Annotated in this window: 27 protein-coding genes; 1 reads left to right on the top strand and 26 read right to left on the bottom strand. The window is 47.0% G+C overall.

Annotated features, from left to right (window positions below):
• Window positions 1-125: 125 nt before the first annotated feature.
• The 26 genes from HF638_RS21625 to spoIIIAA form a co-directional block, all read right to left on the bottom strand.
• On the bottom strand, window positions 126-1,082 hold the full coding sequence (locus HF638_RS21625; RefSeq protein WP_169482015.1) for a GGDEF domain-containing protein: 957 nt from the start codon (window positions 1,080-1,082) through the stop codon (window positions 126-128).
• A 347-nt stretch (window positions 1,083-1,429) separates the two neighbouring features.
• Window positions 1,430-2,236 carry a sporulation transcription factor Spo0A gene (gene spo0A, locus HF638_RS21620; protein ID WP_062835258.1) on the bottom strand — a complete coding sequence of 269 codons (807 nt, stop codon included), beginning with the start codon at window positions 2,234-2,236 and terminating at the stop codon, window positions 1,430-1,432.
• Between the two features lie 195 nt (window positions 2,237-2,431).
• Entirely contained in the window at window positions 2,432-3,760 is a 1,329-nt protein-coding gene (spoIVB, locus tag HF638_RS21615; protein WP_036614352.1) for a SpoIVB peptidase, read from the bottom strand.
• Between the two features lie 102 nt (window positions 3,761-3,862).
• Window positions 3,863-5,599: a DNA repair protein RecN gene (gene recN, locus HF638_RS21610; RefSeq protein WP_169482014.1), complete on the bottom strand. Its 1,737-nt coding sequence runs from the start codon at window positions 5,597-5,599 to the stop codon at window positions 3,863-3,865.
• A gap of 278 nt (window positions 5,600-5,877) precedes the next feature.
• A complete protein-coding gene (gene ahrC / locus HF638_RS21605) occupies window positions 5,878-6,327 on the bottom strand; it encodes a transcriptional regulator AhrC/ArgR (protein WP_169482013.1) in 450 nt (149 codons plus the stop codon).
• Between the two features lie 83 nt (window positions 6,328-6,410).
• Window positions 6,411-6,896 carry a hypothetical protein gene (locus HF638_RS21600; protein ID WP_169482012.1) on the bottom strand — a complete coding sequence of 162 codons (486 nt, stop codon included), beginning with the start codon at window positions 6,894-6,896 and terminating at the stop codon, window positions 6,411-6,413.
• 84 nt (window positions 6,897-6,980) lie between these two features.
• A complete protein-coding gene (locus HF638_RS21595; RefSeq protein WP_169482011.1) occupies window positions 6,981-7,826 on the bottom strand; it encodes a TlyA family RNA methyltransferase in 846 nt (281 codons plus the stop codon).
• 22 nt (window positions 7,827-7,848) lie between these two features.
• Window positions 7,849-9,756: a 1-deoxy-D-xylulose-5-phosphate synthase gene (gene dxs, locus HF638_RS21590; RefSeq protein ID WP_169482010.1), complete on the bottom strand. Its 1,908-nt coding sequence runs from the start codon at window positions 9,754-9,756 to the stop codon at window positions 7,849-7,851.
• Between the two features lie 283 nt (window positions 9,757-10,039).
• Window positions 10,040-10,945 carry a polyprenyl synthetase family protein gene (locus HF638_RS21585; protein ID WP_169482009.1) on the bottom strand — a complete coding sequence of 302 codons (906 nt, stop codon included), beginning with the start codon at window positions 10,943-10,945 and terminating at the stop codon, window positions 10,040-10,042.
• Entirely contained in the window at window positions 10,938-11,195 is a 258-nt protein-coding gene (xseB, locus tag HF638_RS21580) for an exodeoxyribonuclease VII small subunit (RefSeq protein ID WP_169482008.1), read from the bottom strand. The genes HF638_RS21585 and xseB overlap by 8 nt, the downstream gene beginning before the upstream one ends.
• The gene (gene xseA, locus HF638_RS21575) at window positions 11,185-12,549 is read right to left on the bottom strand and encodes an exodeoxyribonuclease VII large subunit (protein ID WP_169482007.1); all 1,365 of its coding nucleotides are present in this window, start codon (window positions 12,547-12,549) and stop codon (window positions 11,185-11,187) included. The genes xseB and xseA overlap by 11 nt, the downstream gene beginning before the upstream one ends.
• A 10-nt stretch (window positions 12,550-12,559) precedes the next feature.
• Window positions 12,560-13,417: a bifunctional methylenetetrahydrofolate dehydrogenase/methenyltetrahydrofolate cyclohydrolase FolD gene (folD, locus tag HF638_RS21570; protein WP_017687597.1), complete on the bottom strand. Its 858-nt coding sequence runs from the start codon at window positions 13,415-13,417 to the stop codon at window positions 12,560-12,562.
• Window positions 13,418-13,534: 117 nt separating this feature from the next.
• Entirely contained in the window at window positions 13,535-13,987 is a 453-nt protein-coding gene (gene nusB, locus HF638_RS21565; protein ID WP_169482006.1) for a transcription antitermination factor NusB, read from the bottom strand.
• A 221-nt stretch (window positions 13,988-14,208) separates the two neighbouring features.
• A complete protein-coding gene (locus HF638_RS21560) occupies window positions 14,209-14,442 on the bottom strand; it encodes a DUF2273 domain-containing protein (RefSeq protein ID WP_017687595.1) in 234 nt (77 codons plus the stop codon).
• A 14-nt stretch (window positions 14,443-14,456) separates the two neighbouring features.
• Window positions 14,457-14,996, bottom strand: coding sequence for an alkaline shock response membrane anchor protein AmaP (gene amaP / locus HF638_RS21555; protein WP_017687594.1), 540 nt, complete (start codon window positions 14,994-14,996; stop codon window positions 14,457-14,459).
• Window positions 14,997-15,147: 151 nt separating this feature from the next.
• Window positions 15,148-15,558: an Asp23/Gls24 family envelope stress response protein gene (locus HF638_RS21550; protein ID WP_017687593.1), complete on the bottom strand. Its 411-nt coding sequence runs from the start codon at window positions 15,556-15,558 to the stop codon at window positions 15,148-15,150.
• A 217-nt stretch (window positions 15,559-15,775) separates the two neighbouring features.
• Complete coding sequence (gene accC, locus HF638_RS21545) at window positions 15,776-17,119, bottom strand: acetyl-CoA carboxylase biotin carboxylase subunit (RefSeq protein ID WP_169482005.1); 1,344 nt, start codon at window positions 17,117-17,119, stop codon at window positions 15,776-15,778.
• Between the two features lie 55 nt (window positions 17,120-17,174).
• Window positions 17,175-17,639: an acetyl-CoA carboxylase biotin carboxyl carrier protein gene (gene accB / locus HF638_RS21540; protein WP_036614903.1), complete on the bottom strand. Its 465-nt coding sequence runs from the start codon at window positions 17,637-17,639 to the stop codon at window positions 17,175-17,177.
• Between the two features lie 139 nt (window positions 17,640-17,778).
• On the bottom strand, window positions 17,779-18,609 hold the full coding sequence (locus tag HF638_RS21535; protein ID WP_169482004.1) for a SpoIIIAH-like family protein: 831 nt from the start codon (window positions 18,607-18,609) through the stop codon (window positions 17,779-17,781).
• A gap of 65 nt (window positions 18,610-18,674) precedes the next feature.
• Window positions 18,675-19,313 carry a stage III sporulation protein AG gene (spoIIIAG, locus tag HF638_RS21530; RefSeq protein WP_169482003.1) on the bottom strand — a complete coding sequence of 213 codons (639 nt, stop codon included), beginning with the start codon at window positions 19,311-19,313 and terminating at the stop codon, window positions 18,675-18,677.
• Window positions 19,314-19,328: 15 nt separating this feature from the next.
• Entirely contained in the window at window positions 19,329-20,159 is an 831-nt protein-coding gene (gene spoIIIAF / locus HF638_RS21525; protein ID WP_169482002.1) for a stage III sporulation protein AF, read from the bottom strand.
• 32 nt (window positions 20,160-20,191) lie between these two features.
• Complete coding sequence (spoIIIAE, locus tag HF638_RS21520; RefSeq protein WP_445255425.1) at window positions 20,192-21,334, bottom strand: stage III sporulation protein AE; 1,143 nt, start codon at window positions 21,332-21,334, stop codon at window positions 20,192-20,194.
• Between the two features lie 68 nt (window positions 21,335-21,402).
• A complete protein-coding gene (gene spoIIIAD, locus HF638_RS21515; protein WP_017687586.1) occupies window positions 21,403-21,792 on the bottom strand; it encodes a stage III sporulation protein AD in 390 nt (129 codons plus the stop codon).
• 32 nt (window positions 21,793-21,824) lie between these two features.
• Complete coding sequence (gene spoIIIAC / locus HF638_RS21510) at window positions 21,825-22,028, bottom strand: stage III sporulation protein AC (RefSeq protein ID WP_017687585.1); 204 nt, start codon at window positions 22,026-22,028, stop codon at window positions 21,825-21,827.
• Between the two features lie 29 nt (window positions 22,029-22,057).
• Window positions 22,058-22,576, bottom strand: coding sequence for a stage III sporulation protein SpoIIIAB (spoIIIAB, locus tag HF638_RS21505; protein WP_169482000.1), 519 nt, complete (start codon window positions 22,574-22,576; stop codon window positions 22,058-22,060).
• The gene (spoIIIAA, locus tag HF638_RS21500; RefSeq protein ID WP_169481999.1) at window positions 22,569-23,573 is read right to left on the bottom strand and encodes a stage III sporulation protein AA; all 1,005 of its coding nucleotides are present in this window, start codon (window positions 23,571-23,573) and stop codon (window positions 22,569-22,571) included. Before spoIIIAA ends, spoIIIAB begins: the two co-directional genes overlap by 8 nt.
• Window positions 23,574-23,835: 262 nt before the next feature.
• On the opposite strand from spoIIIAA, the gene HF638_RS21495 reads away from it, so the two are divergent.
• A complete protein-coding gene (locus HF638_RS21495) occupies window positions 23,836-24,585 on the top strand; it encodes a 2-phosphosulfolactate phosphatase (RefSeq protein WP_169481998.1) in 750 nt (249 codons plus the stop codon).
• The last annotated feature ends 46 nt before the right edge of the window (window positions 24,586-24,631 follow it).

The following is a 24,631-nucleotide window of genomic DNA, read 5'->3' as shown; positions in this document are numbered from 1 at the left end:
TTCTGTATTTTAACGTTATGGGTATAGAGGTGGAGCCTCGGCTTCCGAAGAAGCTTTCTTACAGAAAGCTTTTAGACCCACATCTTCAGGTTCTCTCTGTCCTATTCGTTCTCGTAATCTTATTTCTAACACGGAGTAGTGGCGGTATCATTTGCACAGATGATGCTTCCGGCAATCGCTTTACAACTTTTTTTGATCCGTGTAGCCTCATCGATAATTTGATCTATGTTTTTATATGTTCGCTTGCTGTTGGTTACAACGGCGATCGATACCGACACGAGAGGAATGGGCCGATTCAGCCCGGACCGTCCTTCCCCCAGAACATATTGATTATGCCAATCATGTTCGTTGTAGAACGTCTTTTTCATTTCCTCAAAACCTGAGATGACTTCCTCACTAATATGCTTGTAATCATGGTGATTCAGGATCGTAATAAAGTCATCACCACCGATATGTCCAAGAAAAGCTTCAGGGAAAACAAAAAGCTTGCGAAGCAAGTTAGCTGTCGCCTGAATAAGCTGATCCCCCATTTTGAAGCCGTAGCTGTCATTGTAGGATTTGAATTGATCGAGATCAACGTACAACACGCTAAAATGGTCCATCTGAAGGGCCTGAGATAGCCGTTCGTCTATGATATGGTTCCCGGGAAGGCCTGTTAGCGGGTTCATAAAAATCGCCATTTCGGCACGTACATCAGCAACAGCAAGCAGCAAACGACGAATACTCACAGCTCCAAAGAAACTGTTCCCCGACGTGACCAGCACAAGGTCATATATTTCCCCGTCATCTCGGTCCATAGCGAGAACACTGACCTCTGTAATCTGTTCCGAATAATCCACGACCAGTGCCTGCGTATTCATCACCAGTTCTACAGGGCGTCCCATATACAGATTATATCCATACTGTGTGCCAATCTGCTGAAAGAATCGGGGTCGCATCATCAACGACACACCCTTCTCCCCCATAACAGCTATACCTTCCAGATTAGGATTGGACTTGAAAAGATGATAGACGATATCGCATTTTGTATCAGATCGTACTACAGGAATTGGTTCAGCAATCTCGCCTATTTGCGTAAACATACTATTCTACTCCTCTATTCGTAGCATCTAATCCGTACTTCCAAATATATATGTAGGTCTTTATCAATGGTCACATCGTACCACTTTCTACTTGAAAAAGCGTTAACTGAAGGTAAAAGTTTATAAAAGATAATTTTCACCTCATGATTCTGTGATATTTCGTTATGCAAAAATACCGTCATGAACTGGATATTATCAATCCAATAAATGACGGTATTCGTTGGCCTATATTACAGAAGTTTATTGGCATGAAATGAATGAATTCAGATATAAGACGCTAATATTCATTTGGCTAGAACCTTTCCTGAATCCAAGCTATACTTGCCAGCTCACTACTCCTGACCCTTTCAGCTTACCTTATGCTCGATTCTCAGCTTGTCAGCAACCATCGCGATGAACTCGCTATTTGTTGGTTTCGACTTGCTGATATTGATCGTATAACCAAACAAGTGGCTGATGCTGTCGATGTTACCACGAGTCCATGCCACTTCAATCGCATGACGGATCGCACGTTCGACGCGGGACGGCGTGGTTTTGAATTTTTCGGCAATCGCCGGATACAATGTTTTGGTGATGGCTCCCAAAATTTCGATATTGTTATACACCATCGTAATCGCTTCGCGCAAATACTGATATCCCTTAATATGCGCAGGAACGCCGATTTCATGTATGATGGACGTAATGCTGGCATCCAGATTTTTGTGTTTGCCCATTGGCACAACATTGGATTTCATGAACATGGATGAACCGCTACTTGTGGACATCGCCGTCTGCGTTCCCACTAGTTGACGCACACGATTCGCGAGCACTTCCATGTCAAACGGCTTAAGAATGTAATAGGAAGCTCCGAGTTGCACGGCACGCTGTGTGATATTCTCTTGTCCGAATGCCGTAAGCATAATGACTTTAGGCTGTGGAGACAGGTTCAAGTTGCGCAAGCGCTCAAGTACGCCCAGTCCATCCAGATGAGGCATGATAATATCCAGAATCAATACATCCGGAACATCTCGAGTTTGCTCCAGCAATTGCAGTACTTCTTCTCCATTGTATGCAATACCGGTTACTTCCATATCTTCCTGTTCAGATATATATTCGGCAAGCAAATTCGTAAATTCACGATTATCATCGGCCAGCAATACCTCAATTTTTTGCAAAACGGTATCCTCCTTTAAATTAAACATCGTTTCGTACATTTCCTTACAGGTTAAATTTTCGACACAGCAGGTTAAAATCCTCCTGTCGAAAATTATTTTTCTTTATTTTTTTTTCTTGATCCTATATAATAAATAATTTATTTCATTATCCGATATATTATGTTTGCTTTCGACAAAAAAGAACCTCAAGGCTGTTTAGCCAGCCTTGAGGTTCTTATCGTTTTCCTTTTTCATCATAACGCCAGCATCTTGTAACATCCATTCAATGAAGCAACCGTAACCCGATTTCGGATCATTGACAAATACATGAGTAACCGCACCAATCAATTTACCATTTTGCACAATAGGGCTGCCACTCATTCCTTGAACAATGCCTCCGGTCTTATCCAGCAATTTCGGGTCCGTGATTCGAAGTACCAGACCCTTGGTCGCTGGCTCGGTTTGATCTGCCACATGAACAATGTCAATGGAGAAGCGTTCAACTTGTTGACCGTCAACCACGGTAAGTATTTCGGCCGGGCCTTCCTTTACTTCATGAGAAAAAGCGACGGGAATGCCTTTCGAGTACAAACTGTGCTCAGGATTTCCGGACATTTTACCAAAGATGCCAAAAGCCGTATTGCGTTCAATATTGCCCAAAATCTTGCTTTCCTTGAGGAAATGAGCACGTTTTTCACCCGGATCACCGGTCTCGCTCTTCGAAATTGACGTTACATTGGACTGAACGATCTGACCACTACCCACAACAATAGATGTCTGTGTGTTCATATCTGTTATGACATGGCCGAGTGCGCCATATACGCCCTGATCGGGAGCATAGAAGGTAAGTGTCCCAACACCAGCAGCGGAATCACGAATGTACAAGCCAAGCCTCCACGCTTGATCTTCAGAGTCGTAAGCAGGAGTTAATCGAGTCTTGACCGTTTCCTTACCACGTTTCAATACCACATCGATGCCTTTTTTACTTTTGCCTGCAAGTTCAACGGCTTCGGAGACACCTGCCACGCCATCCAGACGTTTCCCATCCATATGCGTAATCAGATCTCCGAGCTTAATGCCTGCTGTTTCTCCGGGCGATACGCGCTCATCCTGTCCGGAACGGACCAGATGATGGCCGACAACCAGAATGCCTGCCGATTTAACCTTGACGCCAATGGTTTGACCCCCGGGTACAACACGCAAATCCGGAATCACATTCACATGCACTGTTTTCACCGGAATTTTACCCCACAACTTTAACGTTAATTTGGCATGTCCCGTTTGTTGGGGGTGAAGATGCAAAGGTTGTTGCCTGGTAACATGCATCGCTGCCTGATCATCCAAACCAACGATATCAGGACGATCTACAACGGCGCTTGAAGCAGCAGGTACAGCGAGCCGGACATCCGCTTGCCTGCCAGCAAACACCTGTAATTCATCCGGCAGTGAAGCATAACTTTGCACAGGCTGAATGGCCTGGCTAATCACACAAAGAAAGAAGGCAAATAAAAGACCTAGCAATTTCTTCCTGAGGGGGGAATTCAATGGCTGTCACACTCCCTTTGCTTCTTTCGCTTGACGAAAGGTGGTCGCCAATTGCGTACCTTTAAGATAACCTCGCCCCCAGGCTTTTATTACTGTCAAACATTACGCCAGCCGTTCGTTTAACCCTTTTTTGGCTTCCGCCAAATTCAGCATTTCCTGTGCATGATGCAGCGTTTTTTCTGTAATTTCCACACCACCCAGCATACGTGCCAATTCCTTCACTCTGCCTTCGTCTGACAGCGATTCCACCTGTGTCATCGTTCGTCCATCGTAGACATGTTTCTCGATGAGGTACTGATGATCTGCCATACAAGCCACTTGTGGTAAGTGAGTTATTGAGAAAACCTGACAGGTCGAAGACAAACGGAACAGTTTTTCCGCAATGGATTGAGCTGCTCTACCGCTAACTCCTGTATCAACTTCATCAAAAATCAACACAGGTATCCGGTCATGTCGTGCAAAGATACTCTTCATCGCCAGCATCATTCTCGACAACTCACCACCTGAAGCAATCTTGCCCAGTGGTCGCAGTGGCTCACCAGGGTTGGGTGAGATCAGGAATTCCGCATTGTCCGCACCATGACGATTCAGACGAATACGGCGTCCATTCCATTCAATTCCCTTCGGATCTTCGAATGGAGTAATCTGAACACGAAGTGTGGTTCGCTCCATCTGTAGATCCTTGAGCTCACTTTCCACCTGAGCAGCAAGTTCCTCTGCACATTGTTTGCGAATCTTGCTGAGTTCTTCGGCAGACTCCATCACAAGGTTAAGCATTTTGTCACGTTCAGCTCGCAATTTCTCCAGCCGTTCGTCCTTGTTCTCCAGTTGGTCGGTTTCATGGCTAATCTGATCATAATAACTCAGAATAAGTTCCACACTGTCTCCGTATTTCCGTCTGAGGCCAGAAATCAGATTCAGCCTTTGCTCCACTTCTTCCAGCCTAGCCGGATTAAATTCAATCTTCTCCCGGTAATCCCTTAACTGGAATGTCGCATCTTCCAATTGATAAAATGCCGATTGCAACTGCTCTACAATCGGTTGCAGACCTTTGCTATCGTAGCCAGAGATATCTTCAATTCTAGAAAGAGCAATGCTAACAGCTTCAAGCCCGCGTTGACCACTGAGCAGATCATATGCACCAGCAACACTGTCCATCATTTTCTCACTATGGGATAGTTTGACCCGTTCTTCCCCGAGTAATTCATCCTCACCTCGTGTAAGGCCTGCGGCTGCGATCTCTTCAAGCTGAAAGCGATACATGTCCAAGAGTTGATATGCACGCTGACTGGACTCCTGAAGCGCACGCAGTTCTTTTTCCGCCGTGATAAACTTGCTGTAGCGCTCCTGGTACTTCGCTTTGATCGGTCCGATGACTTCCGAGCCATAGGTGTCAAGAAGCCCCAGATGGCTCTCAGCTCTCAGCAGACTCTGATGTTCATGTTGTCCATGGATATTGATCAGCTTCTCGCCTACTTCCCGCAGCATGGTCAGATTGACCAATTGCCCGTTAATGCGGGATGTACTCTTTCCCTGTGTATTCAGCTCACGCCGAATAACCAAATGCTCTTCCGGCTCACAGTGAATACCAAGCTTCTCTAATGTTTGCCATACCGGATGACTCTGCTCCATCTCGAACAAGGCCTCCATCTCTGCCTTCTCACATCCGTACCGGATCAGATCCGCTGAACTGCGCCCACCGGCAATTAAGCCAAGTGCATCTATAATAATCGACTTCCCCGCACCCGTTTCCCCTGAAAGTACATGGAATCCTGGATGGAATACAACGTCCACTTCTTCCACCACAGCCAGATTGCGAATCGATAAAGTAACTAACATCTGCAAAAACACCTCCGGATGACTAACTCAGAAATTATGTTTTTGAACCATTGATTTAAGAGGTTGTTCAAAAAGTCCGCTTTTGATTACGAAGGATGCCTGGTGGCATCATCAGCATCGAATATGGAATTTAGCCGAAATAAGTGGGATGCTTACGAAGTATGTTTCCTTCGGAAACATTGCAGTTGCTCACGTAGTTTTCCCTACGCTCCGCTACTCCACTTCTAGCTTCATCCCATCTTCTCGGTACTGAAAACCGATCTTTTTGAACACGCACTTTAAGCAATATAACCCATGATGCGTTCAATAACGGTCACGCTGTTACCTTCAGTCCGGCAGATAATGAGGATGGTGTCATCTCCACAGATCGTGCCCATGACTTCATTCCACTCAATATTATCAAGTAAAGCTGCAATGGAGTTGGCTGTTCCTGGCAAACATTTCATCACAACCAGATTGTTCGTGTGATCAATGTGCAGGAAGTTGTCCACGAGTGCACGCTTCAACTTTTGAATCGGATTATATCGTTGATCTGTCGGTAAAGAGTACTTGTACCGTCCGTCATCCATCGGTATCTTGATTAACAGAAGTTCCTTGATATCCCGGGATACCGTCGCCTGAGTCACCTGAAAACCTGATTGGCGCAATGATTCAACCAGATCATCCTGGGTCTCAATTTCATTTTGACTAATGATTTCACGAATCTTGATGTGTCTTTGTCCTTTCATACATGCCTCCAGTTAAATGTATTGCAATAAAGCAGCTAGTGTAGTTCGCCGCAGATTTCGCCAAATCATGGTTTTTTACTTTATCAGTCCAGATCATCCCCATCATACACATCTTCCTGGTAGTCCATAAGCCTGATTAACTTAATATCGGAATCTTCCACGTCAACATACAGCAGTCCTTCACAGCCAGGGTATAACAACAGATAGTTGAGGAAGCGATCCCTTAGCGCAGGTCCAGTCAATTCAAGCGGTTGTCTGCGACGCGATGTCTTGACCAGGTATCTGAGATCCTCACGCTCTGCAACATAATCGATAAATAATCTGCTGTAAAATACGGATTCGTTGGTCTCAAAAGCCAAAGGAACTTTCATTTTGCCACCGATGACTTCGTAACCCTGAGCTTCAAGCAAATCCAATGCTGGGGAATCCTTAATCTTCACGTTCAGTTGCAATCCAGACAAGCTTACCGGCATCGGTCGGTTCACCCAATTACGCAAGCCGAAGAACAGCCACAAGATCAAACAGACAGCAAGTACACCTATAACGATTGTGTCATATTGTCCATCCATTATCGCTCACCTCGAAGACATATTCGAGGTTCAGTAACGATTTCCCTTTACACCAATCATCTTTCCAGCGAAAAGAAACCCATCTTATGATGAGTTTCCCGTAAATGTATGAGCTGCTTCCTTCGCAACTTGCTCCGCAAGTGCATCAAGTGAAGCTGGATCGTTCTCTGGTTGTGTTGCATCTGGTGCTTCCAGACGCCAATGTGCGAGAAATTCTATATTACCTTCTCCACCGGTTATGGGAGAAAAAGTTAAACTCTGCAGATGCAAACCAAGTTGACTCGCAAAATGGAGCATCGTCTGCAATACATCCTTGTGTACCTTCGTATCACGTACCACACCGGACTTGCCTACTTTTTCACGCCCTGCCTCAAATTGAGGTTTAATCAATGCTACGATATCTGCAGGTTGTTTCAAAAGGGCCAAGAGTGGCGGCAATATGATTCGCAATGAAATGAACGACACATCAATGCTCGCAAAGTTCGGCACAGGTCCCGTCAGATCTTCAGGAGTCACATAGCGAAAATTGGTTCGTTCCATAACAGTAACCCGCTCATCATTACGCAAAGACCAGTCAAGCTGATTATAGCCCACATCAATAGCGTAAACGTGAGACGCACCATGCTGTAGTGCACAATCCGTAAAACCACCGGTGGATGAACCGATATCGAGCATGACAAGTCCATTCATATCAAGGCCGAAATGGCGGATCGCTTTTTCGAGCTTCAATCCGCCTCTGCCGACATAGGGATGTACCGAGCCTTTAACTTTCAGCTCGGCTTCCCTTGGAATTTTCATGCCCGCCTTTTCGATCGGCTCATTATTGGCATACACCAGTCCAGCCATGATCGCTGCTTTCGCCTTCTCACGACTTTCATAAAAGCCCTGCTCAACCAGCAGAACATCAATTCGTTCTTTCGGGAGTGACATGTATTTCTCCTATCATGTAAATTTACGAAGGAAAACGTGTTTTGGGTATGCCGTAAGAAGATTGAACGGCCATGTTGCGCAGTTCAGCACATACATTCTCAACGGTAAGACCCACTTCCTCACGTTGTTCCTTGATACTGCCATGCTCGATGAAGCGATCCGGAATCCCCATCAATTGTACATGTACATCATGCAATCCCTGTTCTGCGTAGAACTCCAGAACCGCACTGCCCATGCTACCCGCTTGAGAAGCTTCTTCAAGTACAATCAATTTGGTGCCTCGAACAGCCAAATCACGCAGCATTTGCTCATCCAGAGGTTTGAGGAAGCGAGCGTTGATTACGCCTGCTGTAATGCCTTCCCGCTTCGCCATCTCTGCTGCTTCTTCTGCAAGCTGCACCATTGATCCTGAAGCGATAACAGCATATCCTTCGGATGGACGCAACTGCTCCCATGTTCCAATTGGTATCGGAACAAGCACATCATCCAGAGGTACTCCCACCACATTGTTTCGTGGATAACGGTAAGCAATTGGACCTTCATTATAATCAAGCGCCGTTTTCATCATATGACGCAATTCATTTTCGTCTTTTGGCATCATCAGAACGATATTTGGAATATGGCGCATAAATGCCACATCGTATACCCCTTGATGTGTTTCCCCATCTGGACCAACAAACCCGGCACGGTCAATGGCAAACATCACGTTGGCGTTATGACGACAAATATCATGTACAATCTGATCATATGCACGTTGCATAAAAGTAGAATACACGGCAAAGACCGGCTTCAAGCCTTCCATAGCCAGTGCAGCACACATGGTCGCCGCATGCTGTTCTGCGATACCCACGTCAATCATGCGATCCGGAAATTCCTTACTAAAAGGAATGAGACCTGATCCCGTAGGCATTGCCGGCGTTACAGCTACGATCCGCTTATCTTGCTTCGCAAGATCAATCAGCGTTTGGCCGAACACTTCCGTGTACATCGGTTTCCCCACTGCCTTCAACACTTGACCGGATTCAATTTTGTACGGAGAGATTCCGTGCCACTTGTGCGAATCGGCTTCTGCTGGCTGATAACCTTTGCCTTTGGTTGTAAGCACATGAACGAGCACAGGACCATCCACGTTATCCGCTTGTTTGAAGGTTTCGATCAATTTGGGAATATCATGCCCATCAATCGGTCCCAAATACGTGAAGCCCAGTTCTTCAAAAAGAACACCTGGTACCATCATATATTTGACACTGTCTTTGATCCAGCTTGCCGATTTGGCCAACCGGTCTCCAATAGCAGGGATTTTTTTGAGCATGCCCTCGACATCATCTTTCGCTTTCAGATAATGACGATCCGAACGAATCTTGCTCAAATATTTATGCATAGCCCCAACGTTTGGAGCAATGGACATTTCATTATCATTCAGAATAACCATCAGTTTTCTCTGCTCATGACCAATATGATTGAGGGCTTCAAATGCCATACCACCTGTAAGCGCTCCATCACCAATCATCGCGATGACTTGATTATCTTCACCCTTCAGATCACGCGCAAGGGCCATCCCCATCGCAGCGGACAGTGATGTACTGCTGTGTCCAGCTTCCCATACATCATGTTCACTTTCGTTGCGTTTGACAAACCCGCACAGGCCATTATGTTGACGCAATGTATCAAAGCGATCCATACGCCCTGTCAGGACTTTATGCACATAAGCCTGATGCCCTACATCGAAAATCATTTTGTCTGCTGGACTGTTATAGCAGTAATGCAGGGCTACCGTGAGCTCAACCACTCCTAAGTTGGGTGCGAGATGCCCCCCTGTAACGGACAGTTTCTCAATCAGAAACTGCCGGATCTCTGCCGACAAAAGCGCAAGATCATCCTGAGACATCGACTTTAGATCACTGGGTTGTTTAATTTGTGGAAGCAGCACGAGAATCTCCCCGCTTTCCTAGATTGTTTGATTGTTGTTGTAAATCCATATATACATTATGAATCAAATGACATTAAATCATTATAACATAAAAGAACAAGAATCATAATTTACTGCACTATACTCCCGATAACGAGCATTTTCGCCAGCAAGTTATATAGAATCCTTCTCCATATGTATTCCTGCATCCACTCGGGACAGACTTTTTCCATCCACTCGGAAAAAGGACATTACATTCATTACACGGTTATACAGGTTTTGAAACAGCGCGCACCGTCCGAATCTAATGGTCTCGACTCATCAGATAATCCGCAATTTCCAGTAATCTGGATGCATCAGGTAACTCGGCTCTTTCAAGCGCATCTTTTGCAGATTGAGTAAGGGATTTCACCTCAACTACAGAAGCCTCCATGCCAATAAAATAAGGATATGTTACCTTCTGCTGATTCACATCGCTCTGTGTTTTCTTACCCATCTTCTGCTCGTCGCCCGTCAGATCGAGAATATCATCCTGAATCTGGAACGCCAGCCCCAGATCACGGCCGAACACACGCAGTGCTTCCAACTGTCCTTCTGTTGCTCCACCAATTCGTGCTCCAGCAATGAGGGAGAAAACAATCAGATCACCCGTTTTGTGCAAATGAATATATTGGAGCTGTGAAAGATCGGTCATGCCTTGCTCGCCTTCCATATCCGCGACTTGACCGCCGACCATACCTCTTGCTCCAGCAAGTTCGGACATGTCCTCTACGATGGACAGCAACGCATCTGCCGTCACACCACTGCGGCGACCCGCTTGAACAATGCTATAAAAAGCATGAGTTAGCAACGCATCTCCCGCCAATATGGCGGTTGCTTCACCATATACCTTGTGATTCGTTAATTTTCCCCTGCGGTAATCATCATTATCCATAGCAGGCAGGTCGTCGTGGATCAGTGAATAGGTATGAACCATCTCCACGGCGCAGGCTACCGGCATTGCAGCTGTACGCTGTGCGCCGAAGGCTTCCGCCGCAGCAACGACCAGAAGAGGACGAAGGCGTTTGCCTCCGGCCATAAGTGAGTACTGCATCGCATCCGTCAGCGATTGGGGTACATCCCAGTGATCGGGAAGAGTGTGTTTCAACTCTTCTGTCACCTCAGCTGTGACCTCCTCCAGGTATGCTTGAAACGAAGGACGATTACTCATGGATTTCACCGCTCTCATCGTCTGCAGTTCCGAAGGGCTTCTTGCGAAGCTCTCCATCTTCTTCTACGATCATCTCGATCTTGCGTTCCACTTGTTCCAGCTTCAGACCGCAAAGTTGCGAAAGTTTCATCCCGCGTTGAAACAGATCAATGGCCTGTTCCAACGGAACATCACCATGCTCAAGCTGACCTACGATGTCTTCCAATGCCGCCATTGCCTCTTCAAAATTCAATTCCGGTTCATTCGCCATGGGTATTGTCGTCCTCCTTCATTCCCCAAACCTGACAGTCCAGCTGTCCGTCTGTTAATTTAATCTTGATTGAATCTCCAGGCTGTACATCCTTCGTCGACTTGATCAATCGCTGTTCCTGCTCATCATAGACAAGGCTGTATCCACGTGACATGACTTTAAGCGGGCTAAGCGCATCCAGATGCCGCACAGATGATTTCCACTGTTGCTGCTTCGATCTGGTTATGGACCTGATCGCAAGTTCCAGTTGTCTGCGTGCTGCCGCATTTTCACGGCGTGCTGCATTGACTTGATCACGAGGATTGAATCGTTGCAGCGCGGCCCGCAGACGTTCCTGCTTCTCTCCCGTCCATTTCATACGCGTATCCACTGTTCTCAAAAGCCGTTGGTGCATCATATCCAGTCGTTCCGTATGTTGCATCAAGGTACGTCTTGGATGAACAAGCACTGGCGAACGCTGTAATCTCGCGAGCCGTTCACGATTATGAACAGCACGCTGACGCAAGCTGTGCTGTAATTGGCGCTGACGTTGTGCAATCTGATCGAGCAACTCAGCTCGATTGGGTACAGCCAGTTCCGCAGCTGCTGTAGGTGTAGCCGCACGCAAATCCGCCGCAAAATCAGCAATAGTGAAGTCCGTTTCGTGACCAACTGCAGAGATAACAGGAATGTCCGAAGCGACTATTGCTCTTGCCACAATCTCCTCATTGAAGGCCCATAATTCCTCCAGTGAACCGCCTCCGCGTCCAACGATAAGTACATCGGCTTCTCCCATCCGGTTCAGGTTGCCAATCGCTTTGACGATGGAAGGTGCTGCACCTTTGCCTTGAACCAGAACCGGATACAAAACAACTTTGGCAGAAGGGTATCTACGTTGGAGTGTGATCATGATATCCCGCACGGCCGCTCCCGTCGGTGAAGTTACAACCCCGATGGTCTGTGGATAACGTGGGATCTGTCTTTTTCGCGAAGGTGAAAATAACCCTTCATCCTCGAGCTTTTTCTTCAGCTGTTCGTAAGCCAGATACAGACTCCCAATCCCGTCCGGTTGCATATGGGTAGCGTAGAATTGATACTGCCCATCCCGTTCATACACCGAGACATTACCACGAGCAATAACCCTTGCACCCTCCTTCGGTACAAAGGGTAATCGCTGGTTATGGGATGCGAACATAATCGACTTAATCCGGCTGTCCTTGTCCTTCAATGTAAAATACATATGGCCGCTGGAGTGATGTGTGAAATTCGAAATCTCCCCGCGCAGCCAGACGTCCGACAGGACCTGATCCGATTCAAGTTTCATTCGAATGTATCGGTTCAGGTCTTTGATGGAGTAGATCTTTTGATCTGCCACAGACAAAACCCTAGGCCAATCCGTGAGCGCGCTTCGCAGCGATCAATGTATTTTGCATCAGCATTGTGATTGTCATCGGACCAACACCACCTGGAACCGGTGTAATTGGACCAGAAACTTCTTTCACACTCTCGAAATCAACGTCTCCTGCCAGTTTGCCATTCTCCAAACGGTTCATGCCGACATCGATAACAACAGCACCCGGTTTCACAAAATCAGCATCCACAAAATTAGCACGGCCGATGGCTACAACTAGAATGTCCGCCTGGCGTGTAATTTCTTTCATGTTGGCTGTGCGGGAATGGCACATGGTTACCGTCGCATTCTCACGTTGCAGCAACAGCGATACCGGTTTGCCGACAATATTGCTTCTTCCGATGACTACCGCATGTTTACCGGACATTTCCAGTCCAGTACGTTTGATCAGTTCAATTACACCCGCTGGGGTACATGGAAGCAGACTATCGTCTCCAATTACGAGATTACCAACATTGACTGGATGGAATCCGTCTACGTCTTTATCCACGGCAATCGCATCAATAACCGCTTTCTCTTCGATGTGTTTCGGTAGTGGAAGTTGAACCAAAATTCCGTTAATGGATTGTTGATTGTTCAGCTTGTCCACCAGCGCGAGCAGATCTTCTTGGGACGTGTCTGCATCCAAACGATGCACTTCGGAGTAGAAACCGAGATCGTGACATGCTTTTTCTTTATTACGCACATAGACTTGAGATGCCGGATCTTCACCGACGAGCACAACAGCCAGACCAGGTACTACCCCCTGTTCGCTAAGCTGTTTTACTTCTGTTGTCATGCTTGCGCGGATCTCTTGGGATACTTCTTTACCGTTAATAATAGATGCTGTCATTGTACTCTCTCTCCCTTATGTGAATATAAATTTAGAGGTTGTTCAAAAAAACCGCTTTTGATTACGAAGGATACTGAAAACCGGTCCTTTTGAACACGCACTATAGTTAATCATAACTTAAGACAATTTTGCTTTAATGCCGTCAACTTCCTGAATCATGCGTCCAAGTACGCCATTGACGAACTTACCGGATTCATCTGTACCAAAATATTTGGACAGTTCAATCGCTTCATTGACGGATACCTTTGCCGGAATGTCATCACGGAATACCATTTCATACGTAGACAGTCGTAGAATCTGGCGATCCACACGTGACAGACGGCTGATTTGCCAACCTTTCAAATAATCCACGAGCAGCCCGTCAATCGCTTCCTTATTGTTCCAGGCTCCTTGTACAATCTCAGTAACATAGGTACGCATTACATCTGCATCGCGAATAACCACTTCGGTTTCATTATCTTCAGCAGCTTCATTGATCAACATGTTTACAGCTTCTGCTGCGCCTACCTCATTCATTTCCATCTGATACAGACTTTGTACTGCAATTTCCCTTGCCAAACGTCTTTTCATGTCCTGCCTCCTGCAGCGCTCCGTCTGGAGCGTCATCATGCTTATTTTAAAATCATGCAACCATCACATCATATCCTGTGTCGGATAGATCAATGGCTTCCATGGTATTGTTATTGTTATCCCTTTTCACAAAAAAACCTGCAATACGTTTCCTCCAAAAAACGGGCAACCTAAACTACAGCTCTATTTTCGGAAGAAACATATTGCAGGGTTCAGGTAGGTCACTTAAACGGACGCCAGCGATCGCCAAGCCACTGTCCCCACTCCCTCCAGGGAATGGACGAACCCAACTTCGAATCGCTTCGTCTGCCTAACGTATAACCAATGAACACCAAGAGTGCAAAGAACAACATATCCCAAAAACCGATCCATACATAAAGAAATCCAAAAAAGATGCCGCCGATAATTCCGGTAATTCGGCCTCTGTGACTATCCCAAATCTCTTTCCACAGCATCAGTGAAACTCACCTCATTCCACTCGACTCTTGTAGTTAGGCGACTGGGTTACATTAGCGATATACACCGTGACAAAAGATACCGGGATGCCCGTAATCTCTTGCACATGATCATGAATCGCCTTTTGCAGATCAGAAGTCAGCGCAGGAATAGGTGTCTCACCATCCACTACCGCACGGATCATAATCTCCAGTCCTGACTCAACCACACGTATGCGTGCCTTGACATCACGTACTCCCCTGAAACGGGAAGTCGCCTTCAAACAGAGATTCTCAATCGTCTCCATCGAAATCTGTACATCACCAAACTCAGTACGTTGATCTACAGACGGCAACGATGCACGCTCACGCCGAACCGAGATGTAGAAAAATCGCAAACTCAGGATAAACAAAATCGCTGCTGCAATAACCGACGCAACAATAACGTTTTGTTCCTGCTGGTAATTCAATTCGTAAGGCAGCACACCGCTGATCAGAAGAATGACGGCTGCCGATATTGCTCCAACGCTTATGCTGTATATAAACAACAGAAGCCGATCCAGTATTTTAGCCACGAACTGCACAGCCTCCCTTGCTCACTAACATTACTTAACCGGTCCTGTTCACTAGCAAAAAATCAGATCCTCATCTAGCTTTCGCTATAATGAAGACCTGTCCAAGACGGGATAACCCCCGGCAGATGATGCCGGGGGAATCTGTCTTCTTTTATTTTACGCGCTGACTGTTCAGGTCGATCTCTTCCACTTTCTCGGTGCTCTTGAACTGAACGTCATGAATGTGCACATTCACTTCATTCACATTCAAGCCTGTCATGTTCTCGATGGAACGTTTCACGTTCTGTTGAATCTCCGTAGCTACTTGTGGCAGACGGTATCCGTACTCGATAATTACGGAAACATCAACTGCAGCTTCACGTTGGCCTACTTCAACTTTAACGCCTTTGGAAAGGTTTTTGCGACCAAGCAATTCAGCAAATCCGCCAGCGAATCCGCCACTCATGCCTGCAACACCTTTCACTTCAAGGGTCGCCAATCCAGCAATCACTTCAATAACTTCAGGTGCGATCTGGATTTCACCGATATCCGTTCGTTCAAATTCAGTCGGTAGTGTACTCATAACTGTTCAACACACCTTTCGCGAGATAAGTTTGCGGCCATCCGTCAGGGCGCTGGACTCAGGTCAATCGACCTTCAGAACCCTTCCGGTCCGGCTTTACCGGAACTCCTGCAAACATCCGCGAGGTGCGGGCTTATCCTTTGCAGGAGACATGCGCTCTTATTATTCATACTATATCATTTGGGCTACATTATGACAAACAAGCCCAATATACCTTTTAAATCTCGTTTTCCTCAAGGAATTTGATATCAAAGTCCCCACGAATGAACGTTGGGTGCTCCAGCAATTTTTGATGGAAAGGGATTGTTGTGGATATGCCTTCAATGGCAAATTCCCCAAGCGCACGCTTCATCTTGGCAATCGCCTCTTCACGATTCGCTCCCCACACAATCAACTTTGCGATCATGGAATCGTAGAAAGGTGAAATGGTATAACCCGGATAAGCAGCACTATCTACACGCACGCCCGGTCCTCCAGGTGCAAGGTAGAATCCGATTTTGCCTGGTGATGGCATGAAGTTACGATACGGATCTTCTGCATTGATACGACATTCTATGGACCAGCCATTGATTACCACGTCTTCCTGACGGAATGAAAGTGGGTTGCCTTCAGCTACCGAGATCATCTCACGAATCAGATCCACGCCAGTAACCATCTCGGTTACCGGATGCTCTACCTGAATACGCGTATTCATCTCCATGAAATAGAACTCGCCATTCGGGCTAAGCAGGAACTCCAATGTACCCGCTCCCGAGTAATCCACGGCAAGGGCTGCCCGTACCGCAGCTTCCCCCATCAGTGTACGCACATCTTCAGAGAGAATTGGACACGGAGCTTCTTCTACCAATTTCTGGCGACGACGCTGAACCGAGCAATCACGCTCTCCCAGATGAGCTGCATTTCCGTGTTTATCAGCAATGATCTGGATTTCCACATGTTTCATGCCTGTCAGGAATTTCTCCAGATATACACCTGCATTGCCAAATGCCTTTTGTGCTTCCTGCTGAGCAGCTGTAATCTGCTTAATCAGCGTTTCTTCATCTTCGGCAATACGAATTCCCTTACCTCCGCCACCAGCAGTAGCTTTAATAATGATAGGATATCCGATATCTCTAGCAATCATGATGGCTTCATCCATATTTTCAACGAGGCCGTCTGATCCAGGAATAACAGGTACTCCTGCATCTTTCATCGTTTGTTTGGCAACAGCCTTGTCTCCCATTTTGGTAATGGCTTCAGGTGAAGGCCCGATGAATGTAATGTTGCAGGAACCACAGATTTCTGCAAAATCAGCATTCTCCGCCAAAAAACCGTAACCAGGGTGGATTGCATCACATTCCGTCAGCGTGGCTACACTCATCAGGTTGGTGAAGTTCAGGTAACTGTCCTTGGACAGTGTCGGTCCGATACAGTAAGCCTCATCTGCAAGACGAACATGCAGAGAATCCTTATCCGCTTCCGAATAGACAGCTACCGTTGAGATGCCGATTTCGCGGCAGGCACGAATAATACGTACCGCAATCTCTCCACGGTTCGCAATCAGTATTTTTTGAAATTTCATTTCGTTTTGTCCTCCTTCGAAGCTCATGCGGTTAGCTGTTAACCAGCTATAACGGTTATTCCGGTTTCACCAGGAAAAGGGGCTGCCCATACTCGACCAGCTGTCCGTTCTCAACCAGCACTTCAACGATTTCTCCCTTGATGTCAGCATCAAGCTCGTTCATCAGCTTCATGGCTTCGATGATACATACCGTTGTTTTTTCAACAACTTTATCACCTGCGCTCACAAAAGGACCCGCTTCCGGCGAGGAAGCTCTGTAAAAAGTACCTACCATCGGAGATACAATTTTATGTAAATGACTTGTAGTATCGACCTGCGGTGCAGCTTCACTTACCACTGCTGCCGGCTGTACTTGCGGAGCAGCAATCATTTGCGGTTGTACAGCAGCTGCTTGAACATACTCCGTTTTGCCCGGTTTGCGGATCGATAACCGTGATCCTTCATTTTCAATTTCCAACTCTTGAACGGAACTTTCATCTACCAGTTTGATCAGTTCTTTGATCTCACTCAATTTAAACATTTCCATTATTCACTCCTTCGGCATCATGCCAGTCTCACTAGGACGGTCATATGGCTTTATGTATTATATCATAATCGTTAAAAATGGAAAGAGCCCGAGAGTACAACCAGCTCCCGGGACTGCATTTCCATGATTTGAATTACTGTTCTGTAACGTATTGAACACTGATTTTATTCTGGGAAACAGCCAATTCTTTCATCACCAGATCCACAATGGATACCGCCTGTTTTACATCCAGTTTGTCACTGAGGACCACCACTTTATACTTGTCGGCATCTTCTTGAACGATCGCATTAGTGAACTGCTGAGAGAGCGTCTCCTCAATGCCAGTGATTTTAGCTTCTTTTTCTTCCAGTGTACGGAGTTGCTCCGTTGCTTTCGCATTCTCCTCCGGCGTTTTGCTCAGATCACCTGCCACAGTCATCAGTTCCTCATACTTACGATTGTTGCTTTCCTCACGTTGCCACTGGTAGTTCTGGAACTGGCTGCTCGCAGATGCTGCCGTATTCTGCTCTTCCATTTCCTTGAGGACTTCCTCGTCCGTCTTCGTTGCAGTGCCTTCTGTCTGACCTTCCGTCTCTGGTGTGGTTGCTGCACCTTTGTCGGTTTCTTTGTCAGCTTCTTTTCCTGCTTCACCCTTATTCTCGCCTGGTTCGACAGCAGGTGTTTTCTCTGTATTTCCAGTTTCTTTACCTTCCGTAGCCACCGGATCTTCAGCCGTGCCAGCCGCACTTGGATCACTTTCAACTTCGCCGCTATTCACCACTTCATTCACAACCAAACCTTCTGTAGGATCAAGAATGCCTGCTGTTTCCTTCGCTTCCCCTTGCTTGATTCCATCAACTTGCTGACTATCAGCCACCGGCGCATTGACTGGACCAGAATCCTCAGTGAACAGATAATACGCGGACAAAATGACCATCAGACTCAGCATGGAAACGAGCCATACCGTTTGACGTTTGTTATTCATTAGAACTTCCTCCTCAAATTGGCTTCAATCTATGAGAATTGAATCTTGTGATTCAACTAACCAAATTAGTCTTGTTTGCGCGGTACAACCGAGATTCGGTAGGCTGCCACATTCAGTCCTTTTTCCACAGCATCGGTTATCAGGTCCTTTACAACCTTGTTCTCTGCACCTCTCGCAACCACAAGCACACCACGGATCTGCGGTTTGAGCTTTTTGGTCACTATCGGTGTCTGATCCCCTGATATTTCGTACGTAATAATCTCGCCATCGCGGGTATATTGCGTCATATGTCGCTTGCCCCCGTTAGCATCCGTTTCTTCGGTAAGTTGCTGAGAATCCTTCACATTCCGCTGAACGACCAGTTCCTCTGTGGAATCCACGGTAACCATTACATCGACCGTTCCCACACCAACAATGTTTTCCAGCACACCTTTGATTTTGTCCTCAAATGCCATTTCGATTGCCTGAAAAGGGTTCTGATCCATCGGATCACTCTGTATGGATGCCATGGATGTTGCCGGGTCCGGTGGTTCCCGACCGATATTTTCGGAATCAATTTTTTTGACATTGACGAAGGAATTGAACAGCATGATTCCCACCCCGATCAAACCGAGGATAATCAGCCAACGGAAGGTTTGGCTCCGCCTTGCCCCGCCTTCTCCGCCACCCATCCAGGTTTCCATCTTTTTGAACCATTGTTTCATCGGACACCCTCCTTCTCAGAGCACTTCAGCACTTTTCGGTTCTTTCACTTGAACTTTGTTCGCATCAACATCCCACTTTTCAGTCAACAATGTAATAATCTGCACCGCATGTTCAGACCTTGTGGATGTCTCACCTTGCTGCTTCGTCTCATCTGCATGATCACGTATAACAGGCTCGGAAGACGCTTCATTTCCATCATGTTGACTTTTACTCACATCAACCTGTACATCAGGCACTTCTATCTGACCAATCTGGATGGGCTGCTGGATTTGTTGCGATTCGCCCTTTCCTGACTCTGGATCTGTGCCGAATAGGGGTTGTGTAGTTGCAACAACTTCTTGCTGGCTTGATTTCACTTCTCCTCCTGCATTCTCTCCCGCCATCTCGACCACTACACGCTGGATCACAGGTAATTCGACTGACGAGGCTGCTTCCATTTCCGTTTCATATTTACTCATTGCCAGCTGTACCTCTACGGACCGAACCTTCGCTCCTGTTGTTTCTTCAATCTGGCCTTTCATGACATTAGCCAGTTCTTTCGCTGTCCATTGCAGGGATTGTTCCTGTTCGCCCGCTTGCAGCCGCTTGCCCTGAGCCAGAATCTGTTCGAGCGTTGCATTTCCATCCGAGGGAGCATCCATTGCCGTCATTGCCCGTTTCAGTTCGCCAACCGGATCACTTTTGAGCAGCTTGGTTATGGGTGATAAAAGGGTTAGCAGGATGAGAAGGCTCAGCACAAGCTTGACATAACGTTCCATGGATCGATTGGGCAACAACATATCCACGAAAGTGGCCAGCAGAACGATCATGATCAATTCCTGGAGCCAGTTGCTCAGCCACCCCATCCTTTTCCAACCCCTTTCTTCCCAACATACATTCAACGCATCATGACAGTCAGATTCCCCGCAGTCAGCAGGATGGTGATCGCCAAGAAAAACATCAGCCCAACGGCTGCCAGCGCCGCAAATACGTAGATCATGCTCTTGCCAATGGCCTGCAGACATCCTACGATCGGGGTATCTCCGAGCGGTTGCATAATGGCACCAGTAACGTTGTATATCAAGGCAAGAGCCAGGATCTTGAGTGCTGGAAAGGCACATAGAAACAGAATGATGATCACTCCAGTGAGTCCAATTGCATTTTTGACAAGTAAAGAAGCTGTAATTACCGTATCTGTCGCATCCGCAAATGTTCTGCCTACAACTGGGACAAAGTTGCCTGCGATGTATTTGGCGGCCTTCAGGCTGACTCCATCCGCTACGGAGCCCGATGCTCCCTGAACCGAGATTACGCCCAGAAACATCGTCAGCAGGATACCCAGCAGCGCCACGCTAATATTGCGCAGGAGGTCTGCCAACTGTGTCAGCTTGTACTTGTCAGACAATGAACTGACGAGATGCAGTACAGCTGAGAAGAAGAGTAGTGGGAATACCAGCATGTGAATCAATGTACTCACCAGATGAATCATGAAAATGATGAGTGGATGGGTTACCGAGACGGTGATGACGTTACCCATGGACGCGAGCAGTGTGAATAACAACGGAACCATCGCCATCATGAAGTTGATCATGCCCGTTATGGCATCCTTGGCGTATCCTATCGCCACACTGAAGCTGTTGATCGCAATGATGATGATGACCATATAACAGATGGAATAGGCAATTTTGCTAATATTATTTTTCTCAAATGCGGTCTGAAGGGTCTCCAGAATCATGCTCAGTACGCTTAACATCACAATTGTGACCAGAAGCTTGCCGTTATATAAAATTTCATGCAGCATGAAGGTTCCTATGGCTACAAATACCGATTTCAGGCTGAACCCTTCATTGCCGGGGATTAACATATCCATGAAGGAAGGGGTCTTCCCATCCGGGAAGAAACCACCGTATTGTTGCATCAGTTGATCCCAGTATTTCTCCACCTGATCCTTGGGAAGCTGATCGGCCTGCTGCTCCATCCACTCACCGGAAGGCGAGGTTGCAGTAACCTGTCCCAGGATACCAAACAGAAAACAGAGCATCAGCACAACCGTAAGGCGCCACTGCGGCTTATGATGCATTGATTTCATATGAAGTCCGCACGCCCTTTCTACACCGGCATCAGCTTCATGACGGTTTCGATAATAATGCTGATGATCGGTATAGCAAGTACGAGGATTAACACCTTACCAGCCAGTTCGATTTTGGAAGCAATGCTTTCCTGGCCTGCATCCCTTACAATCTGTGCACCAAATTCAGCAATGTACGCTATGCCAATAATTTTCAGCACCGTTTTCAGATAAATACTCTCCATGCCTGAATTCTCGGCAAGCCGCTTCAACACCTCGATGACTGCACCGATCTTGCCAATCAACAACATGAAGATGACGATGCCAGTCGCGGCAGCAATCAGAAAGGCAAACATCGGCTTCTGTTCCTTAATGACCAGAATGAGCACTGTTGCGATGAGCGCCAAACCTACAACTTGTATAATTTCCACAGGTCACCACCATCCGGCTTCATGACCGTTTTTCATTGAAAAAGAAATATCGATTTGATCTCTTGTAGCAGGCTGTCCAACATCCGGACCACCATGAACAATACAACGACAAATCCGATTACGGTCACCCAGTGAGCCATATCTTCCTTTCCCATTTGTTTCAGTACCGTGTGAATCATGGCAATAATGATTCCGATACCCGCAATTTGAAAGATTGCGTTCACTTCTAGATTCATGACCTTGGCACCTCACTATCCCGGCTATTTCAGAAGATCAGAATGACGATTAACGCTCCGACAAGCATCCCGAGACTTCGGCTCATTCGTTCATATTTCATTTGATCGGCCTGGGCACGGGATTCCTCATGCATTAGTTGTTGAATGGCTAACGATATATGTTTGGTCTGATCCTGACGGTCACTTGTGCCAAGGCTGAAGCTTAATTGCAGCATGACTTCCCGCTCATCAGCCTTCATGGCCGATCTTCCCCAAGCCAGATCTACGCCGGACTGCAGACTTTCCCGGGCAGTGAGTCCATGAGGAGGTTCCATCTGTGTGGCTGCATGAAGGAAAAGCGTCTTTACAGGTTCTTTGGTCTGTGCTCCCATCTTGCCCATGGCATCGGGAAGGGGAGTGAGCCCATAATTAATCTCTGTCAATAGTCGCTGGAGGGCTGCAATGAGTTCTCGCAACTGTCTCGGTCTTAATGCATATTGTCTGGCCTTGTAAAAACCGGCGAGGGTGCTGGCTAGCAGAATGATTACCGCACCAAACATGTTAACCAAAGGCTTCACCTCCTGCCCCGGTCTGCTGCAACACACGCATTTTGCCATCAGCCAGCCGAAAGGTCATGCCTCGGCTCGTCCGTTGCAGTTGTACATACCGTTGAAACATCTGCTCCGCAATTAAGGTTCTGAGCGCGGGTCTGGCCGACAGCTCCGACAGGTCACGGCCATGAGCAGTCGCGATCACAGAGACGCCTGCATGCAGGGCTTCCATTACCGCCTCAGCATCCTCCGGACGACCAATCTCGTCCACAATCAGGACATCGGGCGACATGGAGCGGAGCATCATCATCATGCCCTCAGCCTTCGGACAACCGTCCATCACATCTGTTCGTGGGCCTACGTCGAATCCAGGTACTCCTTTGTAGCTACCAGCGATTTCGGACCTTTCATCCACAATGCCCACTTTCAGACGCGGACGTATTCCCTGAAGCAGTTCACTGCCCCCCGTAAGCTTCGTACCACTGCTAATCTGTCTCGCCAGATCTCGCAGCAACGTCGTTTTTCCCTGTTGAGGCGGTGAAAGGATCAATGTATGGAAGACCTGTCCGCTCTTCATATCGATAAGATAAGGAAGGATACGATCAGCCACTCCATGTACCTCACGCGCTACCCGAACGTTAAATCCGTTGATGTCGCGCAGGTATTCTACACGCCCACCGCTCAATACCGTTCGGCCAGCAAGTCCAATTCGATGTCCCCCGGGTATGGTGATGAACCCTTTACGCAGTTCCTCTTCCAATGTATAAAGTGAATGGTTACTGATCAGATCCAGCAACCTATGCGTCACTTCTTTCTGAGGAACATATGCTTCTTCCGGGTTCCCTGTCGGGCTACCTTGAGGTGTCAGGAAGTGGTATGTGTTGCCTGCATTTATCTCCAGGGGTCTGCCTTCACGAATACGTACTTCCTCCACTTGGTCCAATAGAGCGGGTGGCATTCTTCCGAGAATGGTGCGGATCGGTTCCGGAAAAAGTTCCTTCCAGTTCACCTTCATGAGTAGGCTCCTCCAACCTTGAGATCATATGGTTCACGCTTCTGGCGCTTGTTCATATCTCAAGTTTATGCCTGTACATTTAATTTATGACGCTGAAATCTATCATTTCTTCAGAATACGGATGAGAGTTGAAACCATAGATCAACCTCCTGCTCTAGGCACCCGTCTAGATGTGCATGCATATGGTAATTGCAGATAGGTAAGTTCCATTCCCGTTCAAATAGAACTACCGATCCCCAGATACAGAAAGGAGTTGTGGGGAGTGCGAGTTGATGTCGTAGGCAATGTGAATGAGTTACGCACCATTGATGTTGCAGGGCGTAGTGCGGTTGTCATTGATGTATTATGTACGACCAGTACAATTGTAACAGCCCTGGCGTATGATGCTGCGGCTGTGATTGCCGTAGAGACGGTTCCACAAGCCAAGCAAATGGAAATGAAAGATTGCATTCGGGGCGGGGAGCGTTTTGACAAAAAAATTACCGGATTCGAGGTGGGTAATTCCCCCTATGAATATATGACTGAAGACATTGCAGATAAAACCATCATATTAACTACAACCGATGGGACCCGGGCCTTGATCAAAGCTTCCAAGGCGAAACATGTACTCGCTGGATCATTTCTGAATGTGCAGGCTGTCGCAACAGTTCTATGCGAGCTGCAAAGAGATGTATTGCTGTTGTGTGCGGGGACACAGGATGAATTTGCACTGGAGGATGGCTTATGTGCTGGATGTATTATCGAAGAGCTACACCGACAATCCTATTCTCCCATTCAATTGAACGATCTCGGTATTGTACTTCATCAGGCGATATCCCAATGCCAGGACAGCATCCCGGATATGATGAGAATATCATCTGGTGGGCGAAGGCTTGAAAAGTTAGGCAGGGTTCATGATATTTCGTATTGCTCTCAGTTAAATCTGCTGGATTGTGTTCCCTTGATGGGAGAAGGGAACCGTATGGCGCCTTATCGTGGGATACGCGGGGAGAAGATATTCAAGTTGCTGTGAGAATGGCTATGAGAAAAACAAAAAGGTGCACTGCTGCCCGTTGGCA

The sequence above is a fragment of the Paenibacillus sp. SZ31 genome (assembly GCF_012912005.1).
Classification (GTDB): domain Bacteria; phylum Bacillota; class Bacilli; order Paenibacillales; family Paenibacillaceae; genus Paenibacillus.
The sequence above is the reverse complement of the archived record's forward strand: the minus strand, read 5'-3'. Positions and strand labels throughout refer to the sequence as shown.